Annotated in this window: 2 protein-coding genes and 3 pseudogenes; 1 reads left to right on the top strand and 4 read right to left on the bottom strand. The window is 52.3% G+C overall.

Annotated elements, in window-relative coordinates:
- Positions 1–202 precede the first annotated feature (202 nt).
- The 4 genes and pseudogenes from CXQ81_RS31580 to CXQ81_RS27195 form a co-directional block, all read right to left on the bottom strand.
- Positions 203–478: pseudogene (locus tag CXQ81_RS31580) on the bottom strand (IS3 family transposase); the annotation flags it as partial.
- Positions 479–502: 24 nt separating this feature from the next.
- Positions 503–2,809, bottom strand: a complete 2,307-nt coding sequence (locus CXQ81_RS27205) for a CHASE2 domain-containing protein (protein WP_101339044.1) — start codon at positions 2,807–2,809, stop codon at positions 503–505.
- A gap of 492 nt (positions 2,810–3,301) precedes the next feature.
- Positions 3,302–3,454, bottom strand: coding sequence for a DMT family transporter (locus tag CXQ81_RS31360; RefSeq protein ID WP_218244944.1), 153 nt, complete (start codon positions 3,452–3,454; stop codon positions 3,302–3,304).
- Positions 3,455–3,543: 89 nt separating this feature from the next.
- Positions 3,544–4,788 (bottom strand): annotated as a pseudogene (locus CXQ81_RS27195) (IS66 family transposase); the annotation flags it as partial.
- Between CXQ81_RS27195 and CXQ81_RS31835 the strand changes: the two are divergent.
- Positions 4,782–5,239, top strand: a pseudogene (locus CXQ81_RS31835) (MFS transporter); the annotation flags it as partial. The pseudogenes CXQ81_RS27195 and CXQ81_RS31835 overlap by 7 nt on opposite strands.
- Positions 5,240–5,655: the final 416 nt, after the last annotated feature.

Below are 5,655 nucleotides of genomic sequence, written 5' to 3'. Positions count from 1 at the left end.
GGTTAATGCGGGGTTTCTGCTGAGTATGAGACGAGGGGGCGAAGATTCGCCCCCTTTTTTATGTTGACTGTTCTGACTGGCTACGTACCAGTTGAAGCGTAAATGTGGCCGACAGCCTTGGCGCCTTCGACCACCGGTTTAATTGGTGATAGGACGCGTGGTTTCTGGACTTGCCCCTATCAAATCGGACACTAGTATCCCGTTAAGTTAATGCCTCAGCCAAGCGCCTGAACTCCCGTGGTGAGCGGTATTTCAGTGCGCTGTGCGGATGCTCCTCGTTGTAATGCTCGAAGGTGATGGCGCAGGGCCGTTGCTCGGTCGGGTTTGGGCATGTGACAGATGTAGTCGCCTTTACGAAGTTCTCGGCTATGCTGTCGTTCTGCGGACTGAACACCGGGGTTGTCAGTGACAGCAGGCCGATTTTCCGGGCAAAGGCGTGGGGCTGTTCGGCGGTATAGGCCGAACCGTTAATGTTAAGTTTTCTAAGGCGAGCCGACTGGACTTAATTAACGGCCTGAAAAACTAGAATAAAGGTAGTGCCCATATCGATCTGACTCGTGCATTCAATACAAGCCCCATGACGCTGCATGACACTATTGACAAATGCCATGCCTAGGCCATAACCATTTCCGCGGTTGCTACCTGTACCAAATTGGCGGAACTCATTGAACAGGTGAGGCAAGTCTTCTTCGGCAATGCCTTGCCCTTCGTCACGAATAGTCAGAACAATTACCGTATCCTTCGACATGAGTTCGATATGGATTGCTGTCTCCCGACTGCTGTATTTCACTGCGTTTTCCAGCAGGTTGAAGATGGCCCTAGTCAACAACTCGCGAGATCCGTTTACCATGCAGAGTTCATCATCGATAAATACGTGCTTGATCCGAATGCTTTTTTGTTGGGCTAGAAGCCAAACCTGATCGATTGCATCCAATATGAGGGCACCCACGTACACTGGCTCGAATACCAAGGGTTTAGACTTGGCTTCGTCCAGTTGCATGAAGCCATCGGTCAAGTGCAGGGTGCGTCGAACCTGTTGTTCAATATGCCGTCTAAGCTCGTCGACAGGCATTGGTTCTTTAACCTTCTGTTGTATTTCCAGAAGAGCCAAAATGGCGGATTGTGGCGCCCGCAAATCATGGGATAGAAAACGCATCATGCTATTACGTTGTTCTTGGGCCAAGTACTCCACTGTGAAATCGAGCAAAATCAGTAACCAGCCAGTATGTTCACTTTTTTCAGTGTCTAGGGGCGCTAGCTGCATCTTAAAAATACGTCCGGAGCGCGTATGAATAAGCTGTCCAGTACACCGCTCAACTGATATGGAGTCTAGAGAGCGCCGATGGCTGGGTTGTGACTCAAGCTCACCCAGGATCTGGAGGATATCCTGGCCAATCAAGGAGGAGGACAAGCAGTCCGCTTTCCCTTCAAGGGTCGCGGCACTTAGATTGGCCAACTGCACCTTACCATTCAGGTCGGTGACAAAGATCGCCAATGGCATACTGTCCAGGCTTTGTGCAATGAAACGCTGCGAGCCTCGAAGATGGGTGATCATCGACTCCAGGGCTAGAGCTCGGCCGACCAACTCGTCGCCGCGAAAGGCCGGTTTAGGCAGGACCGATTGTTCCTTAAGCTCAAGCTCTATACGATCCAACTCTACGCCGAAATAGATCACCAGAGCGTTGAGTCGTCGCCAGTTCCAGAACAGATACACCGCAAGGATTCCTACTAGGCTGGCGCCGGGAGCCGACCACCACCCCAGCGCCAGAAGTACCATGGATAGCATCAGGCGAGTGCTAATCAAACCCAAGCAGACAAAGAAGGTGCGGCGCAATCGGAAAATGGGGAGCATGACCAGCACGGCCAGAACAAATAGGGTTGAGAGGCCGATGTTTATCCATGCTGGTATTTTCTTGATCAAGTGCTGATGAAGAAAACCGTTTAGTAAATGTGCATGGAGGACGATCTCAGGCATACTGCGCAAGGCTGAGAGTGGCGTTGGATAGCGATCACCAATCCCCGAAGCAGTGATACCAACCAGAATGATGCGGTTGCGCAGTAACTCATCCGATACCTCTCCGTTCAGTACACTAGAGAATGAAACAGAGGGAACCGAAGAAAGGTTTTCGCTGAAAGGGATATACACTTCATTCCAACCAAACCATTGTCCCCCTAAATCTCTGGCACAGCAGATCTCAGGCATTACTGGTTGCTGATCAGGGGTAAAGGTCGCAGCATAAGCCTGCCAGGTCAGTAGATTGAGTTGTTCTTTGGCACTTCCCTCCTTAAGGTAGATCTTACGAATGACGCCATCAGCCCCTGTTGAGGCGTAAATGTGACCTACAGCCTTGGCACCTTCGACCACGGGTTTAATTGGCGATAGGAAACGTGGTGCTTGACCTGGAGTTGGGTTAGCTTCTCGCAGAGTGGGAACTACCACATGTCCAACCTTAGCCATCGCAGCTCCCAGGCGCCGATCAGCTTTAGGGTTGGAGGCAGGCTCAGTGAAAATCACATCATAGAGTACGGCTTTTGGTGTCAGCGGAGCCAGTTTTTCCAGCAGTTTAGCGTGGACATCTCTATCCCAAGGCCAGCGCCCGATGGAGTTAATGCTGGAATCATCGATGGTGATTAATAAGATCTGTGGATCCAGAGGGAGAGGCACTAATGAAATAAGCTTGTCATAGATCAGCCGGTCCAATTGCCATTGAGGGAAAGTAGCAACATAACCTACAGCCGGTAACAGCAGTAATGCGATGATGACTCCTTCCCAGAATATCTTCCGAAACAATAATTGAATACTGAGCACGATAGGTAGAGCGATCTTGGGGGCAGGTAATTATTTAATTTTTACGGTAAGGCTTCCTGTCCCGTGACAAAGCTAACTAACTAAAAGTCAGTTAAAACTCGCTTTCTACGTATCCATCCAGATCTTTCTGTTGGTGGAGCACTAATTCTGATGTGTGTGCCTTTAGTTTGTGCTAATTGTTAATGGCGGGTTTGGTTTAGTGGCTATCCATCTTTTCTTATCTCATTAATCTTGCTAAATAATAATTTATGATTGTGCTAGTGGATTTAAATAATATTTATAAAGGTAGCTTGAGTAACGCACTCAATACCTTAGCCTTAGATAGGTAATCGTATGGTGAAGGCACCTGTCCATTCCGGCAGGCACTGCTAACAGCCTCGTAAAAGTGCGGCGACCCATTCGAGCAGGCGCTCTCTTCTGCTATGGAGGAACGATCTGTCATCGTCTGCGAGCATTTGGTAGGCTCCCCTTTCCTCAATGCAGAGATTCGAGTCAAATGCTGGAAGAGTTATGAAGAGTCCACCTGAATCTGTTGATCAGCGAAGTAAGGGCGGCCCAGAGTGGATGTCCTAGCTCGCGCCCCAGTGTGCCATTGCTTGAGGCTTGAAGAGGAATCAATGCCCCGGCAATCAACGCCAAGCCCATCGGAGCTAATGCCAGAATTGATATCTTCCCAAACGTAACCGCACCTCTCGTATTTCGATTTGGATGAGATCGATAATGAGACATTGGATTTAAGAATGGAAATCGACAGTTCGCATATTACACATTCGTGCAGCGAATGATTTTTCGGTTATGTATTGCTTCTGGTCAAGCAACCGCTCTGAGATAGCATTTGCTCGCTGGGTGGGTAGCCGCGTTAGCACATCTTTGAGATAGGCATACGGATCGTGCCCATTCATGCGCGCTGACTGGATCAGGCTCATGATTGATGCCGCCCGCTTGCCGCCGCGCAGCGACCCGGCAAATAACCAGTCCGAGCGCCCATGGCCGTATTATTGTCGATGGGTACAGTCCTGTTGTCTAGGAAGCGCGTCAGGGCTACCCAGCGTTTAAGGCTGTAATCCAGGACTTTCGCCGTTGCTGACCCGTTGGGCACCAGGTCGCGCTGGGCCAATATCCAGTCATGAAGTGCTTTGATGATCAGTGCGGCCTTGCCCTGGCGTATTCGCCAACGATCTTCATCGCTCATGCCCCGCGCTTGGCGTTTGACCTTGTACAGGCCGCCAATCGAATGCAGCGCCTGGTCGGCCAACTGGCTTTTGTTCGCCAGGGGCAGGTCGAAAAACTTGCGTCGGGCGTGGGCCCTGCAGCCGATTTCAGTGATGCCTTGCTCAAACCCGACTTTGTAGCCAGTGAAGTTATCACAGACCAGCTTGCCATTTCATGAGCTGCCAGCACGACTCGGGCTGAAGCCATACACTACCGCCTTGAGCGCCGAGAGCGGCGTGGTGCTGTAGGCCCAGACATAGGCTCGATGGGTTTTCTTCTCGCCCGGCGCAAGCATTTGCACCGGCGTTTCATCGGCGTGGATTACGCCTGGGCTCAGTACCGCTTTGCGCAGTGCATCGGCCAGCGGCTGGAGTTGAACACCGGTTTGTTCGACCCATTGCGCCAGTGTCGAGCGGGCAATTGCCAAACCGGCGCGAGCAAAGATTTTTCCTGCCGATACAGCGGCAAGTGGTCGGCGAACTTGGCCGCCATCGCCTGGACCAGCAGGCCTGCGGTCGGGGTGCCTTTGTCGATTACCTGCGTCGGTACCGGGGCTTGAATCACTGTTTCGCAATGACGGCAGGCCCATTTCCACGGACGTGTTGCTCGACGCTGAACACGGCGGGTGTGTAGTCCGACTTCTCGCTGACGTCTTCACCGATGCGTTGAAGCGGGCAGCCGCAAGCACACTGAGTGCTTTCCAGTTCGTGGTGGATCACGGTGCGAGGAAGCGGCAGCGGCAGCGGCGCACGCTTGGGGTGGCGTCTACGGCTTCACCAAGTGGCTGCCGCCCATCATTAAGCAGGAGGGTGCCGCGGACATTGTCACAGTCGGCTGGCTAAGCGCAGTGTCTTATGTCGCCGCCGTCTTCACCATGCTCGCGGTGTCCTGGGCATCGGACCAGTCCGGGCGACGCAAACAGTGGGTTTGGCCTTCCCACTTCTCACTATCGTTTGCCTTGCTGCCATCGCCGACGCTGCACTGTATGCCCCTATGGGCCATTTTTCGCGCTGATCTCGGAAGAGTGCTGCCGGCCAATGTGTTCGGCGGGGCAATGGGCTGATCAACGCCTGCGGGGCACTGGGCGCATTTGTTGGCTCATGGGACGTAGGGTGTCTGATGGAGCGCACTGGCAATCCCGGAGCGGCCTATGTTTTCATGACCATCGGAGTACTATCTTCGGCGCTGCTCATGGCCCTAGTGACTGTCCGTCGCTGATCTTATCCGCGCAGGCATGTATCTAAATCGTGGCTGAGCGTCATTTGCGAAAGCTTTTTCCACCTGCTATTGAAAGCGCATATTTGGTCAACGTTGGAAGCGTTTCGTCACGATTCAGGGGGAGGCAGAGGCCACCGAGGCGGTGTTCCCGCGGACCGATGTGTAGATGTGTATCGTGTATATGGTCCGGTACTGCCTGAACAATGAGTCGGCCGAAATGGCCATCGATATGAAGCAATTTGTTCAAAGTTTTCCAGCGAAGAGGTCACGCCACTGATTCAGTTTAAGGGGGGGGGAAGTGGCTATTCAATATTGTTCATTTTTCTGTGGAAGGCCTGCCTGATATAAAGAAGTTGTTAAAGCCCTCGAAATTGGATGGACTTCCAGTGATCGTTGGTGCGGTGTGCATATCGACA

The sequence above is a fragment of the Pseudomonas sp. 09C 129 genome, from assembly GCF_002843625.1.
Taxonomy (GTDB): Bacteria; Pseudomonadota; Gammaproteobacteria; order Pseudomonadales; family Pseudomonadaceae; genus Aquipseudomonas; species Aquipseudomonas chlororaphis.
The sequence above is the reverse complement of the archived record's forward strand: the minus strand, read 5'-3'. Positions and strand labels throughout refer to the sequence as shown.

Bases quoted from the DNA above. Each gene is read 5' to 3' on its own strand.
- CXQ81_RS31360 (WP_218244944.1), bottom strand. From the start codon at position 3,454: ATGGGCTTGGCGTTGATTGCCGGGGCATTGATTCCTCTTCAAGCCTCA.